Raw genomic sequence first — 21,977 nt, forward strand, 5'->3', positions numbered from 1 at the left:
CGGGATGGCACAGCTGCGCATCGGCATCGATCTCGGCGGCACCAAGATCGCCGGGATCGCCCTCGACGAATCCGGCCGGGTCCTGGCCGGGCGGCGCGTCGCGACCCCGCGGGGCGACTACGACGCCTCGCTCCGGGCCATCGCGGCCCTGGTCGGCGCGCTTGAGCACGCGGCCGGCGGGTCCGGCACCGTCGGGATCGGTATCCCAGGCGCGCTCGTGCCGGAGACCGGCCGCGTCAAGAACGCGAACTCGACCTGGCTCAACGGGCGGCCGCTGGGCGACGACCTCTCGCACGTCCTCGGCCGGCCGGTGCGGCTCGAGAACGACGCCAACTGCCTGGCGGTGTCCGAGGCCGTCGACGGGGCGGGCGAAGGCCTCGCGGTCGTCTGGGCGGTGATCCTCGGCACCGGCGTCGGGTCCGGCATCGCGCTCGCCGGCCGGGCCCTCTCCGGGCGCCAGCGCATTGCCGGGGAGTGGGGCCACAACCCGCTGCCCTCTCCCGGCGACGACGAGCGCCCGGGCCCGGCCTGCTATTGCGGCCGCCACGGCTGCCTCGAGACCTGGCTCTCCGGGCCGGGTCTCGCCGCCGACCACGCCCGGCGCACCGACCGGGCGATGAGCGGCGAGGCGATCGTCGCGGCGATGCGGGCCGGCGACGCGGCGGCCGCGGCGACCTTCGGGCGCTGGCTCGACCGGCTCGGGCGCGGCCTTGCCGGCGTCGTCAACGTGCTCGACCCGGACGCGATCGTGCTCGGCGGCGGCCTCTCGACGATTCCCGAGATCTACGACGCGCTGCCGGAGCGCGTCGCCCCCCACATCTTCGGCGGCGGCTTCGCCACGCCGATCCGGCAGAGCCGCCACGGCGACGCCTCGGGCGTGCGCGGGGCGGCATGGCTGTGGAACGGCGAGGATGCGCCTGCCGGCTGAGGCGTGCTAATCGGTATCCTCGACCGCCTTTCGCGCCTCGGGAGATCGCCTGTGCCGGCCCGCCCCGTCGACCTCGATCCGGCCTCGATCCGCATCCTCGAGCACCTGCAGCAGGACAGCGAGGTCGGCATCGGCGACCTCGCCGAGGCGGTCGGCCTCTCGACCTCGCCGTGCTGGCGCCGGGTCGCCGACCTCAAGGCGCGGGGCATCATCCGGCGCTGCGTCGCGGTGGCCGACCCGCAGGCGCTCGGCCTGCACGTCAACGTCTTCGTCCACGTCTCGCTGGAGAAGCAGACCCAGGCCGCCCTCCAGGCCTTCTCCGACGCCATCCGCCACCGGCCGGAGGTGATGGAATGCTACCTGATGAGCGGCGAGGCCGACTACATGCTGCGTGTGGTGGTCGAGGACCTGGCCGAGTACCAGCGCCTCATCGTCGATCATCTCACCCGCATCCCCGGCGTCGCCAAGATCCGGTCGAGCTTCGCGCTCGACCAGGTGAAGTACACGACGGCGTTGCCGCTGGATCACCTGAAGGGGTGACGCGGCAAGGACCCTTCCCGGGTCTCCCATCGGTGCCCTCGTGCCGGGCCGCGGATGGAAACGGACGATGCTGAGAGCGTTGGTCGCGCGCTCCACGCCGGGCTCTCCCTCGTGGAGGAGGCCGGGCGCTCCCCTCCGACCGCCCGAACGCGGCACGCCGTCCGCCCGGCTGGGCCACGTCCCGTCCGTCCGCAGGCTCGCCCGGGTTCTCGTGCATCTTCTTCGTGCGTGCATGTCCTTCGTGCGTGCATGTCCTTCGTGCGTGCATGTCCTTCGTGCGTGCATGTCCTTGGTGCAAGTTCCCGCGCACGTCCTTGCGCCTTGCCCTGGCCGGGGCGGACGGTCTACCCCATCTGTCCGGCGGGCCCTCCGGGCTCGCGACGTGAAGGCCGTTCTCCCGAGGTCATCGATGCTCACCGACACTCCCGCGGCCGGCCAGACCCCTGCGGGCGCCCTGATCAAGGACACCACCACCGCGACCTTCCGGCAGGACGTGATGCAGGAATCCCTGCAGCAGCCGGTGCTGGTGGATTTCTGGGCGCCGTGGTGCGGGCCGTGCAAGCAGCTCACGCCGATCATCGAGAAGGCCGTCAAGGATGCCGGCGGCAAGGTGAAGCTCGTCAAGATGAACATCGACGAGCATCCCCAGATCGCCGGCCAGCTCGGCATCCAGTCGATCCCGGCGGTGATCGCGTTCCAGCGCGGCCAGCCGGTCGACGGCTTCATGGGCGCCCTGCCCGAGGGCCAGATCAAGGCCTTCATCGAGCGCCTGGTCGGCCCCCTCGGCCCCACCGCGGTCGAGGACCTGATGGCGGAGGCGCAGGCCGCCGCCGAGGCTGGCGACACGGAGGCCGCCGCCGAGATCTACGCCGCCGTGCTCGGCCAGGAGCCGGGCCATGCCGGCGCCATCGCGGCGCTCGCCCGCCTGATCCTCGACCGCGACGACGTCGAGGGCGCACGCCAGTTCCTCGATGCGGCACCGCCCGAGGCCGCCAAGGACCCGGCCATCGCCGCGGTGCGGGCGGCGATCGAGCTCGCCGAGCAGGCGGCCTCCCTCGGCGACCTCGCCGGCTTCCAGCGCCGGATCGAGGCCGACCCGGCCGACTACCAGGCCCGGTTCGACCTGGCGCTGGGCCTCAACGCCAAGGGCCAGCAGCAGGAGGCGGTCGACCAGCTGATCGAGATCGTCCGCCGCGACCGGACCTGGAACGAGGACGGCGCCCGCAAGCAGCTCCTCCAGCTCTTCGAGGCCTGGGGCCCGATGGACCCGATGACCATCCGCGGCCGGCGCAAGCTCTCGACCCTGATGTTCTCCTGATCCGGCGGCGGGGCCCTCCGGCGCGGCATTTGCGCCGGACAGGTATCCTCGCCGGAGGGCGGCGCCCTAGAACAAGGGGTGCGATCCCGGGCCCGCCGTCGCGGGCCCGGATCCCCTTCGTTTCGCGGGAGCGACGCCGATGAGCATGAACGTCGCCTACAAGGGACCGGCCGACTGCCCGGTCGTGATCCCGGTCTTTCCGCTCCCCGGCGCCCTGCTGCTGCCGCGGGGCCAGATGCCGCTCAACATCTTCGAGCCGCGCTACCTCGCGATGATCGACGACGCGCTGCGCACCGACCGGGTGATCGGCATGATCCAGCCGGATTCGGAATCCGGCGAGACGCCGCTCTCGCCGAAGCTCTTCCGCGTCGGCTGCGCCGGCCGGGTGACCCAGTTCGCCGAGACCGGCGACGGCCGCTACCTGATCTCGCTCACCGGCATCGCCCGCTTCCGGGTCGAGGAGGAACTCTCCACGACGACCGGCTACCGCCGCTGCAAGGTGACCTTCGCCCCCTTCGAGAGCGACTTCCACGCCCGGGCCGGCGAGGAGGCGGTGGACCGCGCCGGCGTGCTGAAGGCTCTGCGCGACTTCGTCGACGCCAACGACCTCAAGGTCGACTGGGCGGGAATCGAGGAGGCGCCGAACGAGGCGCTGGTCAACGCGCTGTGCATGATGAGCCCGTTCGGCGCGCGCGAGAAGCAGGCGATGCTGGAGGCCCCCGACCTCAAGACCCGGGCCGAGGTGCTGATCGCCGTCACCGAGATGGAGCTGGTGCGCGGAGCGGGCGGCGAGCCGACGCTGCAATAGGACGGGCTTTGGGCTAAGGCGTCCCGGCACACGCCCCGCCGGACCACCCGGACGCACCTTCGAGGATCCCCATGACCGATTCCCCCGCCGCCGAGGCCGCCCGCATCGACCCCAAGCTGCTCGAGCTCCTGGTCTGCCCCCTGACCAAGGAGCGGCTCGACTACGATGCCGCCCGCCAGGAGCTGATCAGCCGCTCGGCCAAGCTCGCCTATCCGATCCGCGACGGCATCCCGATCATGCTGCCGGAAGAGGCGCGCCAGCTGGCCGACTGACGGCCGGCCGCCGGGGCCGGCCCGTGACGTTTCGGTAACGACCCCGGCCGATCGCGGGATCCGCCCGCGACCTTCCGGGCGGTTCGGCCGTTGGTCCCCCGCCGGGCCGGCACCGTGCCGGCCCCTCGGAGAGACGATCATGAAGCTCAGGCTCATCGCCGCCCTCGCATTCTCGACCCTGGCGCTCGCCGGCGCCGCCGAGGCGCAGGGCATTCCAGGCGGCATGGAGCGGGGCGCCCGCGAGGGCAACCGCGTCGCCGGCCCGGTCGGCGGCATCGTCGGAGGTGCGGTCGGCGGCGCCGTCGGCGGCGTCAACGGCGTGCTGGGAATCGATCCCGGCCGTCGCGCCTACCGCACCAATCTGCGCGGCCGCCACGACCGCTCCCATCGCCGGCACCGCCACTATCGCTGAGGCGGGTCGCGGGCCGGCGGGAGTGACGCGTCGCGAACCGCCGGACCGCGGTATCGGCTGGGCAGCGACGAGGCATCATGGCACCCGACGACATCCTCCTGCTCATGCCCGACGCCGGGGTCGCGCAGCTCGAAGCCGAGCGGGCGTTCTCGGCTCTCTTGACGGTCCTGACGCCGATCCTTCCCGCCACGGCGGACGTCAGTCATGTCGGCGCGACATCCATCCCGGGCTGCGTGACCAAAGGCGACCTCGATGTCGTCACAGGGTTCAGGCGGCAGATTTCGCAGCCGCCGAGGCCGCTCTGGCCCGGCGCTTTCGCCGCAATGCCGGCTCCATCCGCACCGGCGACTTTTCGGCTTTCGAGGCCCCCGACCGTGTCCCGCAACTCGGGATCCAGCTGACCACGATCGGCGGGACATTCGACATCTTCCACCTGTTCGCGGAGGCCTTGCGGACCGATCCCGATCGACTGCACCGCTACAACGATCTGAAGAGGGCTTTCCAAGGCAGGCCCATGGATTCGTACCGATCCGCCAAGGCCGCCTTCATCGACGAAACGCTTCGAGCCCTCTCCGACGATCGGAGCGGCCGAACTCCTAGGTAAGCATCCAGTCATTCGACGCGGGGGAAGATTGCACCCTTTGAAGCGCCGTCATCGAAAAATATCGAGCGGCGCCGGCACGCTGCAAAGAATATCACTCCCGTTTGCCGCGACGCATGATGCAAAGCACGATCTACACCGGCGTGACGCTCACGCTTTACTGGGCCGCGGACCGCTTGACCCACGGCCGCCACGGGTCCTAAGCACGTCGGCCAGAGACCGACGCCCGAGGACGCCATGACCGACCGCCTGCCCGGCTTCAACACCCTCGCGATCCATGCCGGCGCGGCGCCGGACGCCGCCACCGGCGCACGGGCGACGCCGATCTACCAGACCACCTCGTTCGTGTTCGACGACGTGGACCACGCCGCCTCGCTGTTCGGGCTGCAGGCCTTCGGCAACATCTACACCCGCATCACCAACCCGACCAACGCGGTGCTGGAGGAGCGGATCGCCGCGCTCGAAGGCGGCACCGCCGCCGTGGCGGTGGCCTCGGGCCACGCCGCCGAGTTCCTGGTGATGCACGCCCTGATGCAGCCGGGCGACGAGTTCGTCGCCGCCAACAAGCTGTACGGCGGCTCGATCAACCAGTTCAACCACTCCTACAAGAACTTCGGCTGGAACGTCGTCTGGGCCGACACCGACGACCCGGCCTCGTTCGAGGCGGCGATCACGCCGCGCACCAAGGCGATCTTCATCGAGTCGATCGCCAATCCGGGCGGCGTCATCACCGACATCGCGGCGATTTCCGCCGTCGCCAAGCGCCACAACATCCCGCTCATCGTCGACAACACGATGGCGACGCCGTACCTGATCCGCCCCTTCGAGCACGGCGCCGACATCGTGGTCCACTCGGCCACCAAGTTCCTCGGTGGCCACGGCAACTCGATCGGCGGCCTGATCGTCGACGGCGGCTCGTTCACCTGGGCGGGTGACGCCCGCTACCCGATGCTGTCGCAGCCGCGGCCGGAATATGCCGGCATGGTCCTGTCCGAGACTTTCGGGAATTTCGGCTTCGCCATCGCCGTGCGGGTGCTGGGCCTGCGCGACCTCGGCCCGGCCTTGTCGCCGTTCAACGCCTTCCTGATCATCAACGGCATCGAGACCCTGCCGCTTCGCATGCAGCGCCACTCCGACAACGCCAAGACCGTGGCCGAGCACCTGAGCCGCCACCCCGCCGTGGCGTGGGTCAGCTATCCGGGCCTCGAGGCGGACCGCTACCACCAGCTGCACAAGCGCTACTGCCCGCACGGCGCCGGCGCGGTGTTCACCTTCGGCCTCAAGGGCGGCTACGAGGCGGGCGTGGCCCTGGTCTCGAACCTCAAGCTCTTCTCGCACCTCGCCAATATCGGCGACACCCGCTCGCTGGTGATCCACCCGGCCTCGACCACCCATCGCCAGCTCACCGACGAGCAGAAGACCCGGGCCGGTGCCGGGCCGGAGGTGGTGCGCCTCTCCGTCGGCATCGAGGATGCGGGCGACCTGATCGCCGACCTCGACCAGGCCCTCGCGTAGGACGCCCGCGCGCGGCGACCCCGCGGGGCCGCCGCGGCGACGCATCGCCATTGCCGCCAGGCCCGGCCCCGTGATCTATTAGGGCATGTCCGGGTTCGGCGCGGGTGTGCCGGAACGCGGGGCCGCCCGGGTGGGCCAGGAGTCCGGCGGGCCTGGAGGCTGGTGCGATGGTCGTCCACGACACCGACGCCTGTCCCCCGGCCGGCGACGGGCCCGCGCGGCAACGCGAGATCCGCGAGGAGATCCTCCGCCTGCGCGCCCTGCTGCGCGAGGCCCGGCGGCCGCGGCGGACCGCCCCGGCGGCCGAGCTCTCCGTCCTCCCGCCACCAGTTCCCGCGCCCGACTGGGAGACCCGGCTCGCCACCGCCGAGGAGCTGAACGCGCAGCTGCGGGCGAGCGAGGCCTTCACCGCGCGGCTCCTCGCCGCCAGCCGCGACGACATCCAGGTGCTCGCCCTCGACGGCACGGTCCAGTGGCGCAGCGAGGGCGGTCGGGCGAACGCCGCAGATGCGGTGGCCGGCACCCGGTGGGCGGACGCTTGCACCCTGTGGGCGGAAGCCTGGCCGGAGCCCGCCGACCGGCGGGCCGCGGACGTCGCATTGGCCGCCGCCCGGGCCGGGCGCACGGGACGCTTCCGTGCGCCCTCCGGCCCGCCCGAGTCTCCGCGCTGGTGGGACGTCGTGGTCTCGCCGATCCAGGGCGCGGACGGCGCGCCCGAGCGTCTGCTGACGGTGGCCCGCGACGTGACCGAGGCGCACCGGGCCGAGGAGCAGCAGGCGCTCCTGATGCAGGAGATGGCCCATCGGGTGAAGAACACCCTGGCCCTCGTCCAGGCGGTCGCCGCCCAGACGCTGCGCAGCGCCACCAGCCTCGAGGCCGCGACCGACGCCTTCAACGGCCGCCTGATGGCGCTGGCGGACGCCCACGACGTGCTGATCCGGGGCGCCTGGGCGGAGGCCGACCTCGCGGCCGTCGTGGCGGGCGCGATGGCGCCGCATATCGACGCGGTGCAGGACCGCTGCGCCGCCGCCGGGCCTCCCGTGGCGCTCGGGCCGCGGGCGGTCCTCACCCTGTCGCTGATGCTGCACGAACTCGCCACCAACGCGGCCAAGTACGGCGCCCTGTTGAGCCCGGCCGGGCGCGTCGCGATCGCCTGGACGATCCGCGATGCCGCCCCGCCGCCCGCGGGCGACGGACGGGCGATGCTGCGCCTGCACTGGCGGGAGAGCGGCGGGCCCCCGGTCGTGCCGCCCACCCGCTGCGGCTTCGGCTCGCGGCTGATCGAGCGCAGCCTGGTGCACAGCTTCGGCGGGCGCGTCGCCCTGCGGTTTCCGCCCGAGGGCGCGGAGATGGAGCTGGAGGCGCCGCTCGCTGCGCTCCAGGACGGCGCGGCCTGAGGCCGCTGGGGGCTGACGCCCCTGGAAACCGAGGCCGCTCGGTGCCGCGGATCCCTCTCCCGGCCGCGCTTGACCCGGGGGATGCGGACCCATAGGCACCATCCCTTCGTCCGCAACCATCCGCCCCCGCTCCGCATTGCCCGCGATGACATCTGATCCGGACCGACCGCCCCAGGAGCTTCTCCATGGAGAAACCCGCCAGGGGGAAGACCTGCGTCGGGAGGAGACCGACGCCCCGCCGGTGGTGCTCCTCGTCGAGGATGACGGCCTTCTGCTGATGGAGGCCGCCGACACCCTGGCGGAAGCCGGCTTCACCGTGCTGGAGGCGCCCCACGCCGACCAGGCGCTCGCCGTGCTGGAGAGCCGCGCGGACGTCGAGGTGCTGATGACCGACGTCGACATGCCCCTCGGCTCGATGAACGGCTTTGCCCTCGCCCGCCTCGTCTCGCGGCGCTGGCCGCGGATCCCGGTGCTGGTGGTCTCCGGCATGGGCAGCCCCGGCCCCCACGACATGCCCCCCGGCGCCCGCTTCATCCCCAAGCCCTACGCGCCCTCGGCCCTGGTGCGGACGTTGCACGCCACCGTGCGCCGCGCCGCCTGAGACGCCCCTTCCACGGACGACCCCGATGACCGACCCGACCAAGCCGCGCCCCGCCGAGCTGCATTTCGCGACCCGGGCGGTCCATGCCGGCACCGCCCCCGACCCGGCCACCGGCGCCCGGGCGCAGCCGATCTACTTCACCAACGGCTTCGTGTTCGAATCGAACGAGCAGGCCGCCGACATCTTCGCCATGCGGGCGACCGGGTTCTCCTATTCCCGCGGCTCGAACCCGACCGTGGCGGCCCTGGAGCGCCGGGTCGCCTCGCTGGAGAGCGCCAAGGCGGCGGTCGCGGTGGCCTCGGGCCAGTCGGCGATGCTGCTCGTGCTGATGACGCTGATGCGATCGGGCGACGCCTACGTCGCCTCCTCGCGGCTGTTCGGCGGCTCGCTCGGCCTGATGCGCCGGCTGGAGGGCCGCTACGACCTCGTGCCGCAATTCACCCGGGGGCTGACGCCGGAGGACTTCGAGGCGGCGATCACGGACAAGACCCGGGCGGTCGTCTGCGAGTCGATCGTGAACCCCTGCGGCACGGTGATCGACCTCGAAGGCGTCGCCGCGGTGGCGCACAAGCACGGCCTGCCACTCATCGTCGACAACACGCTGGCCTCCCCGGCCCTGATCCGGCCGATCGAGCACGGCGCCGACATCGTGGTCCACTCGACCTCGAAGTTCCTGTCGGGCTCCGGCACGGTGATCGGCGGCATCGTCTGCGACGGCGGCCGCTTCGACTGGAAGGGCACCGGCCGCTACAACCTGATCAACGAGCCCTGGCCGGACTACGACGGGCTCGTCGTCTCCGAGCGCTTTCCCGAGACCGCCTTCGCGGTCGCCTGCCGCCTGTTCGGCCTGCGCGATCTCGGCCCGGGCCTGTCGCCGATGAACGCCTTCCTGACGCTCACCGGCACCGAGACCCTGCCGCTGCGCATGGAGCGCCACTGCGCCAACGCGCGCGCCGTCGCGGCCTTCCTGAAGGACCATCCGAAGGTCGCCTGGGTGAGCTACCCGTCCCTGCCGGGCCAGCCCGGCGAGGCGATGGCGAACCGCTATTCGCCGATGGGCGCCGGCTCGATCTTCACCGTGGGCTTCAAGGGCGGCGAGGCGGCCGCGCAGAAGTTCATCACCGGGCTCAACCTGATCTCGCACCTCGTCAATATCGGCGAGATCAAGTCCCTGGCGATCCACCCGGCGACCACGACCCACCGCCAGCTCCCCGCCGCCGACAAGGAGGCCGCTCGCGTCGGCCCCGACACGGTACGGCTGTCGATCGGGCTCGAATCGGTCGAGGATCTGATCGCCGACGTGGCGCAGTCGCTGGACGCGCTCGCCTGATCCCGGGCGCCTGTACCGAGATCAGTGGGTGTTCAACCGAGCAGGAGCCTGTTTGAGTGATGGAGCCGATGTTGCGAGAAGGGCTTTGCCCCAATTCGCGACCTCATCCTGAGGTGTCAGTCGATTGGAAATCGACTGACCTCGAAGGAGGCCTCCAGCCAGCGGAGAGATTTCTGGAGCTCTCCTTCGAGGTCAGTCCATCATCGATGGACTGAAACCTCGGGATGAGGTCGAGAACGGGATACGAAAGCGATCGAAGGATTTTCGTTCGGACGCCGAATAGCGTCTCGAGGTCGAGCCAAACGGGCTACGGTGCCCTGGTCCGGATTAGGGCCGAGCTTCCCGAGACCGTCCCGTCCCCGCCGCGCGGCGCGCACGGGACGGTCTCGGGATTCCGCTCAGGGCGTCGGCTGGGTCCGGCGCGGGCGCACGGTCCAGCGCTCGAAGGCCGGGGCGCCGTCGTCGCGGGCGGCGTCTCCGCCCGGGACCGCGGCGCCGAGGGCCTGCGACAGGCTCTCGATCACGTCGTCGATGCGGGTGTCCTGCGGCGGCTCCGGCGGGGGCGGCGCGGGCTCGTGGGCGGGCTCGGCCTCGGCCTGGGGCGGCGGAGGCGCCGGCTCGTGGGCCGGTTCCGGCACCGGCTCGTGGACCGGCTCAGGCTCCGGCGGCGGGGGCGGGGCCGGCTCGGGCGCCGGGGGCGTCGCGATGCGGCGCAGCGCGCTCGCCATGCCGGCCTCCTCGCCGCCGCTTCGCGGCGCGGCGTAGCGGCCGAAGCCGTAGCGCGGCTCGATCAGGTCGAGCACCGCGTCGAGGGCGGCGTTCGACAGGCCGATCTCGCCGGGCTGCGGCACGCCCTGGAGCGCGATGCTGCGGCCCTCGTAGGCCGGATCGGCGGTGACCTCGGGGCCGAACCACGGCGGCGCCGGGAAGCCGTTGGCCTCGTCGGGGTTGTCGAACGTCACCGTCACCACGTCGACGGTGCCGGGGGCGACGTAGCGGTCGATCAGGGCGTCGCGGCCGTTGCCGAGCGCCACCTGGGTGCGGTCGTAGGCGGCGCGGCCGGCGCAGACGTCGAGGAGCGCGTCGCCGTGGGCACGGGGCACCTCGGTGCGCTCCTCGGTGGCGGTTGCGCCGTCGGAGGTGACGAGGACGAGGTGGCACTGGCCGCCGTCGACGCGCACGAACGAGGTGCGGCCCGACTGGGACGGGAAGTAGCCTTCGGTGATGCGGGAGGAGCCGCGCTCCTTGCGGATCAGGCGGACCAGCGCCGGCGCGACCTGGAAACGTCGTACGAGGGTCATACGCTCAACTCCACGGGGGTCGCGGCCTCAACGACCGCGATCGGCGTCAACTCTCGCGTATCGGCTCAACGGGACGACGGAATCAAGGCCGGGACGGTGATGTTGCGGAATTATTGACCGTTTTCGCGTCACGGAGCGCCGATGCGGGGCATCATTCCAGGCTCGCGGCGATCAGGGCCTCGGCGGCGGCGGCGAGCGAGCGGTTCGGCCCCTCGGCCCCGAAGATCTGGCCGCAGGCGAAGGCGCCCTCGATCAGCAGCAGCAGCGCGTCGGCGAGGGGCTCCGGCGTCCGGGCGCCGATCGTGCGGGCGACCTCGGCGAGGCGCGCGTGCAGGGCGCGTTTGCTGGCGAGAACCGCTGCGCGGGCCGGATGGTCGGCCTCCGGGTACTCGACGAGGGCGTTGGTAAGGCCGCAGCCGCGAAAGCCCGGCCGGGCGCTGCGCCCGGCGATGCCGGACAGGAACGCCACCAGCCCCGCCCGCGGGTCGCCCGGATGGGCCGCCAGCGCCTCGTCGAGGCGCCGGCGCAGCCCGGCGTCGTAATCCTCCAGGCAGGCGACCACGAGGGCGTCCTTCGAGGCGAAGCCCCGGTAGAGGCTCGGTTTGGTCACCCCGGCCCGGGCCACGATCTCGTCGACCCCGACGCCGCGGATGCCGCGGCTGTAGAAGAGTTCGCGGGCGGCCGCCCGGATCCGGTCGCCGGCCCGGGCCGGCCCGCTCCCGTCGCGCCCGTCCCCCGAGGTCCCGTCCGCCATCCCCGTCGCTCCCATCCTGCGCCCGATGCCCTTGACGATGTTACTGACCGGTACGTACCGTGTTACCACGATTCGGGGAGGGGTGTCCCAGCATGAGTTCGACCGTGTCGCCGCGAGGCATCGCCCCGCCGAGGCCCCGGCCCTTCGGCCGCAACTACGCCTTCGTGGTGGTGGGGGTGATCTTCCTCTGCCTGCTCGCGGCCGCAGGCCTGCGGGCTTCGCCCGGCGTGCTGATCCTGCCGCTCGAGCAGGCCTTCGGCTGGAGCCGCTCCACCACCTCGTTCTCGGCCGGCCTCGGCATCTTCCTGTACGGCCTCGTCGGGCCGTTCGCGGCGGCCCTGATGCAGAGCTTCGGCATCCGCCGCACGCTGCTCTGCGCGCTCGCCCTGATGTCGGCCTCGACGGCGCTGAGCGCGCTGATGACCGAACCCTGGCACCTGATCGCGACCTGGGGCGTGCTGTCGGGCCTCGGCAGCGGCTGCGTCGCCATCGTGCTCGGCGCGACCGTGGTGAACCGCTGGTTCGCCGTGCGCCGCGGCCTGTTCATGGGGCTTCTGACCGCCAGCACCGCCACCGGCACGCTGATCTTCCTGCCGGGCCTCGCGGCGATCGCGCAAGCCGGGGGCTGGCGCCCGGTGGTGCTCACGGTGGCCTGCGCCGTCGCGGCCCTGATCCCGCTCGTCGCCTGGCTCTTGCCGGAGCGCCCCTCCGATATCGGCCTCACCCCCTACGGCGCCGCCCCCGGCACCGTCGCCGAGCCGCCGCGCCGCGCCAATCCGTTCCGGGCCGCGATCGACGGGCTGGTGCGGGCGAGCGCCAAGGGCGACTTCTGGCTCCTGTTCGGCACCTTCTTCATCTGCGGGCTCACCACCAACGGGCTGGTCGGCACCCACCTGATCTCGTTCTGCGCCGACCAGGGCATTCCCGAGGTGCGGGCCGCCGGGCTCCTGGCGATGATGGGGATCTTCGACCTCATCGGCACCACCGGCTCGGGCTGGCTCACCGACCGCTACGACCCGAGGAAGCTCCTGTTCGTCTATTACGGCCTGCGCGGGCTCTCGCTGATGGCGCTGCCCTTCACCGATTTCTCGTTCTACAGCCTGTCGATCTTCGCGGTGTTCTACGGCCTCGACTGGATCGCCACGGTGCCGCCGACGGTGCGGCTCGCCAACGAGACCTTCGGCGAGCGCGACGCGCCGATCGTGTTCGGCTGGATCGCCGCCGGCCACCAGCTCGGCGCGGCGACCGCGGCCTTCGGCGCCGGCCTGGTGCGGGCCTCGGAGGGCCGCTACCTCGAGGCGTTCCTGGCCGCCGGCCTCACGGCTCTCATGGCCGCGCTGATGTCGCTGATGATCGGCCGGATGCGCCGGGCGGCGCCGGTGGCGGCGGCCTAACGGAAGGGGCGGCTCGCCCGTCACGGGTGCAGCGCCGCCCCCTTCGTCGCCTTGTCGACGTCCTTCTTCGGGCCGTGGAGGGCGAGGCCGACGAGGTCGGGCGCGTCGGCGGGCTCGGCGCGGAAGACCTCGCGGTTGGCGCTATCGTGCCCGGTCTCGAACATCGCCCGGACATAGGCGCTGCGGGTGAGGTCGCGCTGGATCGCCTGCTGCCAGGCCCGCTGCAGCACCTTGGCCGAGGCGGAAAAGATCAGGATCGGCTGGCCGAGGAGCCGGGCGTGGATGCGCCCGGCGGCGTCGCGGTAGGGCTCGCCCATCGCCTCGGGCACCGCCCCGGCGATGCCGGTCGCCAGGAAGGCGGTGACGTTCAGCTTCTGCCACACGGCGAGGTCGTCGCAGACCAGGATGGCCACCTTGGTGTCGAACATCGGAACGCTCCCTGCGAGGGTGATCGACCGCAGGGCTAGTCGAGCGCGGCTCCGCCGTCTGGAACGTCCGTGCGCCCGCGCCGGTAGGCGGCGGGGGTGAGGCCGTAGGCGCGGCGGAACCAGCGGCCGAGATGGCTCTGGTCGGAGAAGCCCGCCATCAGCGCGGCCTCCGCCGGCGGCACCCGCTCGCGCAGCAGGGCGCGGGCCCGGACGAGGCGCAGCTCGACCAGGCAGGCATGGGGCGAGGTGCCGAAGCGCCGCCGGAAGGCCCGGGCGAGCTGGAACCGGTCGGCGGCGCCGACCGCCCGGGCGAGCGCGTCGAGGCCGAACGGCGTGGCGGCGTGAGCGTGCAGGTAGTCGAGCGCCCGCTCGGCCAGGGCGGGATCGCCGTCGGGCACCAGGCGCGGCGCCGCGGCGCCGAGATGGCCGCGCAACCCCTCCGCCAGGTCGTCGAGCGCCGCGTCGGTCGCGAGCGGCGAGGCGGCACCGAACACGGCGCGGCAGGCCCGGTCGATCGCCGCGCCGAGATGCCGGTCGTCGGCCAGCGTGGCGCGAAAGCCGAGAGGCCCGTCGCGGCCGCCCATCCGGTCGCACAGCCAGTCCTGCGGCAGGTAGAGCATGCTGTAGCGAAAGCCCGCCGCGCGCAGGGCCTGCCCGTCGTGACGCTCGCCGGGCTCGATCAGGATCACCCGCCCCACCGTGCTCTGGCGCCGGGCTCCGCGGCAGAAGAAATCCTGGACGCCGTCATGGGTGACGCCGACCAGCCACTCGTCGTGGTGGTGCATGTCGTAGGCGTGGCCGTGGAAACGCGCCGTCACCGCCTCGACGCCGCTCGCCGCATCGCGCCGCAGGTGGACGACGTCGCGGCGCGGGGCGGGCTTCTCGGCCACGGCGTCGCCTGCCATGCTCATGCCGCCACCCGCACGGCCCGGCCGACGGCGAGCGCCAGCACCAGCCCGACGCCCAGCATCGGCACTGCCAGCGCCTCGAGCCCGTAAGCCCGATAGGCCAGTCCTCCCGCCACCGCGCCCGCGACCAGCGCCAGCCAGGTGCAGGCATCCGGTACCCAGCCGAGGGCGGGGCCGATCCGGGTGGCGGCCTGGGCCAGCGTGTGGCTGAGGCTGAACAGGGTGCCGGTGACGAAGGTCACGCCGGGCCGGAAGCCGGCGCTCCGGCGCAACGCCGCGTTCTGCGCCCCCATGGCGGCGGCGAGCAGCGGGGCCACCGGCCCCTGCGCGGGGCCGAAGGCGAGAGACAGGGCCGCGGCAAGGAGCGCCGCCTCGACCGCCAGCACGGCGGCCGGCCCCCAGCGGCCGGGGGTGCGCAGCGACACCACGCTGCCGCAGAAGCCGCCGCCGAGGAACGACGCGAACAGGAGGCCGATCTCCCAGGCGACCGGGTGGCCGGCTTGCGCCAGCGAGACCGCGAACTGGGTCGAGTTGCCGCTCATGAACGAGGTGTAGAGCCCGTCGAGCCGCAGGAAGCCGACGGCGTCGACGTAGCCGGCGGCGGCGGTGAGCAGCAGGCCGCCGGCGATGTCGAGGGGAGGGGTGTCGCGCATGGGAGGAGGGCGTCAGGTTGCGGGCGCGCCACTTTCCTCCGCCAGCGCGCGCCGCACCAGCTTCAGGTCGGGGTCGGAGGGGTCGGTCCTCACCGTAAAGCCGAGCTTGCGGCACATCGCCAGCATGGTGGTGTTCTCGCGCAGCACCTGTCCCTCGACGTGGCGCAGGCCCTCGGCCCGGGCCCAGTCGAGCATCAGCCCCATCAGCGACCAGCCGAGCCCGAGGCCCTTGAGGTCGGAGCGGACCAGGATCGCGTACTCGCCGGTCTCGTGGTTGGCGTCGGCGTGCAGGCGCACCGCCCCCATCATCGTGCCGGTCGCCTCCTCGATCGCCACGAAGGCGATGGCGCGGGCGTAGTCGAGCTGGGTCAGGCGGGCGAGGAAGGCGTGGCTGAAGTCGCGCACCGGCGCGAAGAAGCGCAGGCGCAGGTCCTCGGCGCTGACCTGCTTGAAGAAGACCTCGAACAGCCCCTCGTCCTCGGCCCGCACCGGGCGGACCAGGATCGCCTGCCCGTCGAGTACGATGCGGCGCTCCCAGGCGCGGGGATAGGGCCGCACGGCGAAGCGCGCGTGGCTCGGGCCGGTGCCGGCGTCGCGCCGGCGCTCCGGCGGCAGGGGCGCCACCGCCGCGCGGGCGTCGAGGGCGATGACGCCGTCCCGGTCGGCGAGGAGCGGGTTGATGTCGAGCTCGCGCAATTCCGGCAGGTCGGCGGCGAGCTGGCCGAGCTTGACCAGCACCAGGGCGACCGCCGCCTCGTCGGCCGCGGCCACGTCGCGATAGGCCTTGAGCCGGCGCGCCACCCGGGTCCGCCCGATCAGGTCGGCGGCGAGACGCCGGTCGAGGGGCGGGAGCGCCAAAGCCCGGTCGTCGATCACCTCGACGGCGGTGCCGCCGCGGCCGAACACCACGACGGGGCCGAAGACCGGATCGTCGACGAGGCCGGCGATCAGCTCGCGCGCCTGGGTCCGGCGCAGCATCGCCTGGACGACGAAGCCGGTGATCCGGGCCTCGGGCCGCTCCTGCGCCACCCGGGCCAGCATCTCGGCGGCGGCCTCGCGCACCGCCGCCTCGCTGGTCAGCCCCAGGCGCACGCCGCCGACGTCGGACTTGTGCACCACGTCCGGCGAGGCGAGCTTGAGCGCCACCGTGCCGCCCGCCGCGATGATCGGCCAGGCGGCCTCCGCGGCCGCACCGGCGTCGGCGGCGAGCGTCACCGGCTGGGCCGGGATGCCGTAGGCCGCGAGCAGGTCCGCCATCTCGCGGGGATCGAGCCAGGTGCGGCCGTCCGCCAGCACCCGGTCGACGATCGCCCGGGCGGCGCCGGCATCCGGCACGAGGTCGTCGGGCAGCACCGCCGGGGTGGTGGTGAGGTCGTCCTGCGCCTCGCGGTAGCGCACGAGGTGGGTGAAGCCCTCGACCGCGTCGGCATCGGTGGCGAAGCGCGGGATGCCGGCCTGGCTCAGGATCTCGCCGGCGGCCTCGTCGCCCACCGTGACGGCGAAGACCGGGCGGGCCCGGAAGGCGCCCTTGCGCCCCCGCTTTACCGCCTCGACGATCTCGCTCGCGACCGCGCTGCCGCCCGAGAGCGCGGTCGGCACGTTGATGACCAGCACCGCATCGTTGTCGCGGTCGGCCATCAGGGCCTCCAGCGCCGCGGCGTAGCGCGGCCCGTCGGCGTCGGCGCCGATATCGACCGGGTTGCGCCAATCCTGCGGGCCGGTGCCCGGCACCGCGGCGGCGAGCCGCGCCCTCGTCTCCTCCGAGAGGCCGGCGAGGGAGCCGCCGAGATCGATCAGCCGGTCGACCGCGATGGCGCCGACGCCGCGGCCGTTGGCCAGGATGGCGAGGCGCCGGCCCGGGAAGGGTCGCTGGCGACCCAGCGTCTCGACCGCCGAGAACATCTCGTCGAGGTCCTGGACCCGCAACAGGCCCGCCCGGCGGAAGGCCGCGTCGTAGACCGCGTCGGTGCGCGCCAGGATGCCGGTGTGGGTGATCCCGGTGTGCGTGAGGACCGGAGGAGCGGCGCGGCCGTCGGCGATCCGGGCGGCGTCGTGGCGGCCGGAGCGGATCACCACCACGGGCTTCGCCCGGGCGGCGGCCCGGGCCGCCGACATGAACTTCGGCGCGTCGGTCACGGTGGCGATCGACAAGAGGATCGCCCGGGTGCGGATGTCGGCGGCGAAGTGGTCGAGGCAGTCGGCGATGTCGACGTCGAGGGCGTTGCCGAGGGAGACGATGCCGGAGAATCCGGTGCCGCGCCCCTGGGCCCAGGCGACGATGCCGGCCGCCACGGTGCGCGACTGCGAGATCAGCGCCAGGTCGCCGGGCAGCGGCGCCCGGGCGAGCAGGCTGGCATTGAGCGCGCTCCCCGGCACGGCGAGCCCCATGCTGTCGGGCCCGACGAGCCGCAACGAGTGGCGCCGTGCCGCCGCCCGCGCGGCTTCCGCCAGCGAATCCGGCCCGCTGCCGAGGCCGGTGGTGATGACGACCGCCGCCCCGCAGCCCTTGCGGCCGGCCGCCGCCACCACCTCCGGCACGGTCTCGGGCGGGGTCACGATCACCACGAGGTCGGCGGGCTCGGGCAGGTCGGCGAGGTCGGCGAAGGCCTGGACGCCGTCGACGCTGTCGTGGCGCGGGTTCACCGGCCAGATCGGGCCGGCAAAGCCCGCCTCGCGCAGGTTGCGCAGGATCGCGGCGCCGAACGCATTCGGCCGCGCGCTCGCGCCCACCAGCGCCACGGAGCGCGGGCTGAGGAGCCTGTCGAAGCGGTAGGTGCTCATGCGAGTCCAGCAATCCGGGTCGGCGGGGGCGGCCACGTCGGCGGGGTCGCCCTGGCAGGTAGGGCGGGGCGGGCCGCAGGTCACGGGAGACGGTACGAGCGACCCGCGCGGCGGAATGAGCAGGAATGCCGGCGAACCGGTGCGGCTGCATCATGATGCATTGCAATATGTTTCTATTGCGTCGCACAATAGTGAATGCTTTATTGACGTCTCCCGGCAGATCCCGGCTTTCCGGATGCGCATCTCGCGCCGGACAGAACTCCTGGACCACCGATGCGTCTCATCGCCCTCTCCGCCCTCGGTCTCGTTCTCGCCACCGCGGCGGGCGCCTCAGAGCTGACCCCGCGCCAGTCGCACAGCCTCGATCTCGGCCCGGTGCGCGGCTCGGCCTACTACACCGTCGAGAAGGACGGCCTGCGCGTCGTCGCCACCCTGGCGCCGACCGACGCGACCGCCGCCACCCCGCTGCGCGTCATCACCACGCTGGCCTCCGACCAGGTCGTCAGCTTCTCGGTGCCCGGCACCCAGGACGGCGCGGCCGCCTCGGTCGCCTTCGCGCGCCGCGGCAACCGTGTCGAGGTCGCCTCGACCGGCTACTGAACCGATCCGCACCCGCGGGCCGGAGAGGTCCGCGGGTGCGCGGCTGCTCCCTTGCCGCTGCGGCGCCGTGCGCCGCTTGTCTTGTCGGCCGATCTTTGCCACCTGTCCGCCGTCTGAAAACGACCTCGCGCACGGGCCCCAAGGATCACGCCATGCCGACCCTCTCCCCCTTCTGGCGCAACGGCGCGCTCGCCCTCGGGCTCCTCCTGCCGGGCGCCGCGCTCGCCCAGGCGCCGGCCCCCGCCGCTCCTGCCGCTGCTCCGTCCGCCGCCCCGGCCCAGTCCCCCGATACCGTCGTGGCCAAGGTGAACGGCGCGACCATCACCGCCGGCGATCTCGCCGTGGCGGCCGACGACCCGGCCCTGTCGCTGCCCGGCGTCGACGAGGCGCAGAAGCGCAACCTGCTCGTCGACTACATGGTCGACCTGAAGATCGGCGCCCAGGCCGCCGAGAAGGACAAGGTGGCCGAGAGCCCCGACTTCACCCGCAAGCTCGCCTATTTCCGCGACAAGCTCCTCCTCGACGAGTACCTCGAGCGCGAGGCCAAGAAGGCCGTCACGCCGCAGGCCGCCAAGGCGCTCTACGACGAGACCGTCAAGGCGATGAAGCCCGAGGAGGAGGTCCACGCCCGCCACATCCTCGTCGACAACGAGGCCGAGGCCAAGAAGATCGCCGCGCGCCTGAAGGCCGGCGAGGACTTCGCCAAGGTGGCGGCCGAGACCTCGAAGGATCCCGGATCCAAGGCCGAGGGCGGCGATCTCGGCTGGTTCACCAAGGAGCGGATGGTCGCGCCCTTCGCCGACGCGGCCTTCAAGCTCGAGGCCGGCAAGATCTCCGACCCGATCAAGACCCAGTTCGGCTGGCACGTCATCAAGGTCGAGGAGAAGCGCAGCAAGCCGGTGCCGAGCTTCGACGAGATGAAGGAGCAGGTCGAGGCCTACCTCACCCGCAAGACCCAGCAGGACATCATCACCAAGCTGCGCGAGGGGGCCAAGATCGAGCGCGTCGGGACTGCCCCCGCGGCTCCGGCGCCCGCTCCGAAGGCGGACGAGAAGAAGTAAGACGCGACTTCGGTTGAAGGAAAACCCCCGGACGCATGGCGTCCGGGGGTTTTTTGCTGAGGAACCCTGCCGATCCCCAGCACGCGACGGAAATCTTACCCCATGCGTCATTCGGTCGAGCAGAGTTGTGTTGGCTCGGTCGATGGTACACGACAGGGCCGTTCACACGTGACGTCGGCCTGTCCCATCTCGAACCTCATCCTGAGGTGTTAGTCGATCTTTGATCGACTGACCTCGAAGGAGGGCTCCAGAAATCTCGGAGACTTCTGGAGCCCTCCTTCGAGGCTCCCTGCGGTCGCACCTCAGGATGAGGTCGCGGTTGGGAAAGCCACGTACCGCCAGGCTTCACGCCATTGTCGTGCACTGCCCCTGCGATCCGGCCGGGAGGGGCGGGGTGCCCGCCCCTCCGAAAAACCTACCGCAGCACCTGCGACAGGTTCGGGCCCCGCAACGCCGCCAAGGCCGCCATCCGCACCGGGGCGTTCGGCGCCCCATACAAGTCGTAGCCGCCCTTGCGCTGCACGATCTCGAAGTAGAACCGCTCCTCGAACGGCGTCGTGTAGAATTGCAGGAACTCGCCCTCGCCGACCCGGTCGTAGAGGATGCTCAGGCTCTGCATGCGGGCGATGAGCGCGTCGTCGAGCCCGAAGCGGGCGGCCACGTCGTCGTAGTAGTTGGCCGGGATCGGCAGCAGCGTCGCGCCGGCGGCCTTGAGGCGCTCGGCCGCCGCGAAGATGTCGTCGGTGGCGAGCGCGATGTGGTGGACGCCGGCGCCCGCGAAGCTCGACACCAGGCGGGCGGTGGCGGTGTTGCGGCTCTCCGAGATGTTGAGCGGCAGCCGCATGGTGCGCTCGGCGTTCGACATCGCCTTGCTGCGCACGAGGCCATAGGGGTCGGGCAGCACCACCACGTCCTCCGGCTCGAGCCCGAGCACCGCGCGGTAGAACAGCACCCAGGAATCGAGCTGGCCCTCGGGCAGGGCCTGCGCCACGTGGTCGACCCGGGTGAGCAGGCCCGCCGGTTCGGCACCGTCCTCCATCACGAAGTCGTGCTCGAAGTCGCTCCCGGTCTGCGGGTCGGTGAGGATGATCAGGCTGCCGTCGGGCGCCCGGATCGACGGGAAGGAGTTCTCGTCCGGCCCGATGCGGCCGCCGAAGCGGGCCGCGCCGTAGGATTCGGCCCGGCCGAGCGCCGCGAGCGCGTCGTCGGTGATGATGGCCTGGGCGCAGACCGAGGGGCCGTGCATCAGGAAGTAGGACGAGGCGAAGGAATCCGGCTCGCGGTTGAGCACGATGCGGATGTCGCCCTGGCCGTAGAGCGTCACTGCCTTGCTGCGGTGGCGGCCGAGCCGCGTGAAGCCGAGCTGGCCGAGGAGACGCGCCAGCGCGCCCTCGCAGCGCTCGTCCACCGCCACCTCGATGAAGCGGTGCCCGGCGATGGCCGGCGGCAGCGGCGGGTCGAACAGCTCGACCCGGCGGCGGGGCCGCTTGGGCGCAGAGGGCGCGAGCGCGGCGGCCTCGTCGGTGCGCCGCACCCGCTCCTCGAGAAAGAGCAGCGAGCGGTGGCCGTCGGCCGCGGTCTGGCGCGGGGGCGCGGCCCGCATGTCGTCGTTGAAGATCTCGAGCGAGATCGTGCCGGTATAGCCGCAGGCGAGCACCGCCTGGAGGAAGCCCGGCACGTCGAGGTCGCCCTGGCCCGGCAGGCAGCGGAAGTGGCGGCTCAAGGTCAGCGGGTTCATGCCGATGCGCGGGGCATCGGCCAGCTGGACGAAGAACACCCGCTGGCCCGGGAGGTTCGCGATGCCCGACCAGTCGTCCGGGAGAGCGAGCGTGTGGAAGCTGTCGAGGATCAGGCCGAGATGCGGGTGGTTCGCCCGCTCGACGATGCCCCAGGCCCGGTCGAAGGTGCGGACCTTGGTGCCCCAGGACAGCGCCTCGAAGCCGATCTTGAGGCCGCGCTTCGCCGCCCGCTCGGCGAGCTGGTAGAGCTGGTCGGCCATCCGGGCGTCGTCGTCCGAGACCTCGTTCCCGACGTTGGAGCAGACCAGGATCAGCGGCGCGCCGAGCTCTTCCATCAGGTCGAACTTGCGCTCGGCCCGGTCGAGGTTGCGCTTCAGCTGCTCGTCCGACACGCCCTCGAAGTCGCGGAAGGGCTGAAACAGGTCGATCGACAGGCCGAGGTCGGAGGCGTAGCGGCGCACGTCGCGGGCCGGGCCGGTGTGGAACAGGAGGTCGTTCTCGAAGATCTCGACCCCGTCGAAGCGCGCCGCCGCGATCGCCTCCAGCTTCTCGATCAGCGTGCCGCTTACCGACACCGTGGCGATCGCCTTCCGCATTGCGTTCTCCCGTCTGCTTGTGCGCCGGTCCTCCATCGCA

Annotated in this window: 21 protein-coding genes; 14 read left to right on the forward strand and 7 right to left on the reverse strand. The window is 72.4% G+C overall.

Going from position 1 to position 21,977, the window contains the following annotated elements:
- Positions 1-4 precede the first annotated feature (4 nt).
- From V3T34_RS23205 to V3T34_RS23255, 11 genes are all read left to right on the forward strand, one after another.
- Positions 5-928 carry an ROK family protein gene (locus tag V3T34_RS23205; protein ID WP_305077921.1) on the forward strand — a complete coding sequence of 308 codons (924 nt, stop codon included), beginning with the start codon at positions 5-7 and terminating at the stop codon, positions 926-928.
- 51 nt (positions 929-979) lie between these two features.
- Positions 980-1,468, forward strand: coding sequence for an Lrp/AsnC family transcriptional regulator (locus V3T34_RS23210; RefSeq protein WP_060846690.1), 489 nt, complete (start codon positions 980-982; stop codon positions 1,466-1,468).
- A 409-nt stretch (positions 1,469-1,877) separates the two neighbouring features.
- Positions 1,878-2,786 (forward strand): thioredoxin, encoded by a 909-nt coding sequence (gene trxA / locus V3T34_RS23215; RefSeq protein WP_305077920.1) that lies wholly within the window; start codon positions 1,878-1,880, stop codon positions 2,784-2,786.
- A 139-nt stretch (positions 2,787-2,925) separates the two neighbouring features.
- Positions 2,926-3,594, forward strand: a complete 669-nt coding sequence (locus tag V3T34_RS23220; protein WP_091752802.1) for an LON peptidase substrate-binding domain-containing protein — start codon at positions 2,926-2,928, stop codon at positions 3,592-3,594.
- 71 nt (positions 3,595-3,665) lie between these two features.
- Positions 3,666-3,866, forward strand: a complete 201-nt coding sequence (locus tag V3T34_RS23225; RefSeq protein ID WP_060846687.1) for a Trm112 family protein — start codon at positions 3,666-3,668, stop codon at positions 3,864-3,866.
- A 139-nt stretch (positions 3,867-4,005) separates the two neighbouring features.
- Entirely contained in the window at positions 4,006-4,278 is a 273-nt protein-coding gene (locus V3T34_RS23230; RefSeq protein ID WP_060846686.1) for a hypothetical protein, read from the forward strand.
- 77 nt (positions 4,279-4,355) lie between these two features.
- Positions 4,356-4,679 carry a GrpB family protein gene (locus V3T34_RS23235; protein ID WP_305077919.1) on the forward strand — a complete coding sequence of 108 codons (324 nt, stop codon included), beginning with the start codon at positions 4,356-4,358 and terminating at the stop codon, positions 4,677-4,679.
- Positions 4,680-5,116: 437 nt separating this feature from the next.
- Positions 5,117-6,394 (forward strand): O-acetylhomoserine aminocarboxypropyltransferase, encoded by a 1,278-nt coding sequence (locus V3T34_RS23240; RefSeq protein WP_060846685.1) that lies wholly within the window; start codon positions 5,117-5,119, stop codon positions 6,392-6,394.
- Between the two features lie 167 nt (positions 6,395-6,561).
- On the forward strand, positions 6,562-7,791 hold the full coding sequence (locus tag V3T34_RS23245; protein WP_305077918.1) for a sensor histidine kinase: 1,230 nt from the start codon (positions 6,562-6,564) through the stop codon (positions 7,789-7,791).
- A gap of 241 nt (positions 7,792-8,032) precedes the next feature.
- A complete protein-coding gene (locus tag V3T34_RS23250) occupies positions 8,033-8,392 on the forward strand; it encodes a response regulator (protein WP_280142894.1) in 360 nt (119 codons plus the stop codon).
- Between the two features lie 25 nt (positions 8,393-8,417).
- Complete coding sequence (locus V3T34_RS23255; protein WP_060846683.1) at positions 8,418-9,722, forward strand: O-acetylhomoserine aminocarboxypropyltransferase/cysteine synthase family protein; 1,305 nt, start codon at positions 8,418-8,420, stop codon at positions 9,720-9,722.
- Between the two features lie 398 nt (positions 9,723-10,120).
- On the opposite strand, the gene V3T34_RS23260 is transcribed toward V3T34_RS23255, so the two are convergent.
- Both V3T34_RS23260 and V3T34_RS23265 read right to left on the reverse strand, forming a co-directional pair.
- The gene (locus tag V3T34_RS23260; RefSeq protein WP_305077917.1) at positions 10,121-11,023 is read right to left on the reverse strand and encodes a CYTH domain-containing protein; all 903 of its coding nucleotides are present in this window, start codon (positions 11,021-11,023) and stop codon (positions 10,121-10,123) included.
- Positions 11,024-11,174: 151 nt separating this feature from the next.
- Positions 11,175-11,777: a TetR/AcrR family transcriptional regulator gene (locus tag V3T34_RS23265; RefSeq protein WP_091883456.1), complete on the reverse strand. Its 603-nt coding sequence runs from the start codon at positions 11,775-11,777 to the stop codon at positions 11,175-11,177.
- Positions 11,778-11,869: 92 nt separating this feature from the next.
- Here V3T34_RS23265 and V3T34_RS23270 point away from each other — a divergent pair, with 92 nt between their 5' ends.
- Positions 11,870-13,171 carry an MFS transporter gene (locus tag V3T34_RS23270; protein WP_305077916.1) on the forward strand — a complete coding sequence of 434 codons (1,302 nt, stop codon included), beginning with the start codon at positions 11,870-11,872 and terminating at the stop codon, positions 13,169-13,171.
- A gap of 20 nt (positions 13,172-13,191) precedes the next feature.
- On the opposite strand, the gene V3T34_RS23275 is transcribed toward V3T34_RS23270, so the two are convergent.
- Genes V3T34_RS23275 through V3T34_RS23290 form a run of 4 tightly spaced genes read right to left on the reverse strand, consistent with a single transcriptional unit; the run spans position 13,192 to position 17,941 of the window.
- A complete protein-coding gene (locus V3T34_RS23275) occupies positions 13,192-13,599 on the reverse strand; it encodes a DUF2000 domain-containing protein (protein WP_305077915.1) in 408 nt (135 codons plus the stop codon).
- 35 nt (positions 13,600-13,634) lie between these two features.
- The gene (locus tag V3T34_RS23280; protein WP_305077914.1) at positions 13,635-14,510 is read right to left on the reverse strand and encodes an AraC family transcriptional regulator; all 876 of its coding nucleotides are present in this window, start codon (positions 14,508-14,510) and stop codon (positions 13,635-13,637) included.
- Complete coding sequence (locus V3T34_RS23285; RefSeq protein ID WP_305077913.1) at positions 14,507-15,160, reverse strand: YoaK family protein; 654 nt, start codon at positions 15,158-15,160, stop codon at positions 14,507-14,509. The genes V3T34_RS23280 and V3T34_RS23285 overlap by 4 nt, the downstream gene beginning before the upstream one ends.
- 12 nt (positions 15,161-15,172) lie before the next feature.
- Complete coding sequence (locus tag V3T34_RS23290) at positions 15,173-17,941, reverse strand: bifunctional acetate--CoA ligase family protein/GNAT family N-acetyltransferase (RefSeq protein ID WP_305077912.1); 2,769 nt, start codon at positions 17,939-17,941, stop codon at positions 15,173-15,175.
- Positions 17,942-18,214: 273 nt separating this feature from the next.
- Between V3T34_RS23290 and V3T34_RS23295 the strand changes: the two genes are divergently transcribed.
- Together V3T34_RS23295 and V3T34_RS23300 are read left to right on the forward strand one after the other, a co-directional pair.
- Positions 18,215-18,541, forward strand: a complete 327-nt coding sequence (locus V3T34_RS23295; protein WP_048429779.1) for a hypothetical protein — start codon at positions 18,215-18,217, stop codon at positions 18,539-18,541.
- A 152-nt stretch (positions 18,542-18,693) separates the two neighbouring features.
- A complete protein-coding gene (locus V3T34_RS23300) occupies positions 18,694-19,602 on the forward strand; it encodes a peptidylprolyl isomerase (protein ID WP_091883439.1) in 909 nt (302 codons plus the stop codon).
- 415 nt (positions 19,603-20,017) lie between these two features.
- Here V3T34_RS23300 and V3T34_RS23305 read toward each other — a convergent pair whose 3' ends face one another.
- Positions 20,018-21,937, reverse strand: a complete 1,920-nt coding sequence (locus tag V3T34_RS23305) for a bifunctional sugar phosphate isomerase/epimerase/4-hydroxyphenylpyruvate dioxygenase family protein (RefSeq protein ID WP_305077911.1) — start codon at positions 21,935-21,937, stop codon at positions 20,018-20,020.
- Positions 21,938-21,977: the final 40 nt, after the last annotated feature.

The organism is Methylobacterium ajmalii (assembly GCF_036448855.1).
Classification (GTDB): domain Bacteria; phylum Pseudomonadota; class Alphaproteobacteria; order Rhizobiales; family Beijerinckiaceae; genus Methylobacterium; species Methylobacterium ajmalii.